Source organism: Halomonas sp. ND22Bw (assembly GCF_003011945.1).
GTDB classification, from domain to species: domain Bacteria; phylum Pseudomonadota; class Gammaproteobacteria; order Pseudomonadales; family Halomonadaceae; genus Halomonas; species Halomonas halophila.
The window spans coordinates 1-245 of sequence record NZ_PXWD01001548.1 but is presented as its reverse complement, the minus strand read 5'-3'; the positions used below and the strand labels follow the sequence as shown (position 1 = coordinate 245).

1 protein-coding gene is annotated in these 245 nt (G+C 66.1%); it reads right to left on the bottom strand.

Translation table 11 applies throughout. The features are described 5' to 3' along the window. A partial coding sequence (locus tag CVH10_RS23425) for a hypothetical protein (protein WP_369336004.1) occupies positions 1–221 on the bottom strand: 221 nt, incomplete at its 3' end. Positions 222–245 lie beyond the last annotated feature (24 nt).

The following is a 245-nucleotide window of genomic DNA, read 5'->3' as shown; positions in this document are numbered from 1 at the left end:
AACCCCAGCCGCCCCAGCACGATCATGTCATATTTCAGATTGTGCCCGATTTTCAGCACCGCCGGGTCCTCCAGCAGCGGCTTCAGCTTCGCCAGCGCGACCGCGGCGTCGAGCTGCACCGGCTTTTCGGCGAACATGTCGGTGCCGCCATGCGCCAGCGGCACGTACCAGGCCAGATTGGGGTGGAGCGCGAGCGAGATGCCGCCCAGCTCGACGGCCATCGGATCACCCATGACCAGCCCCAC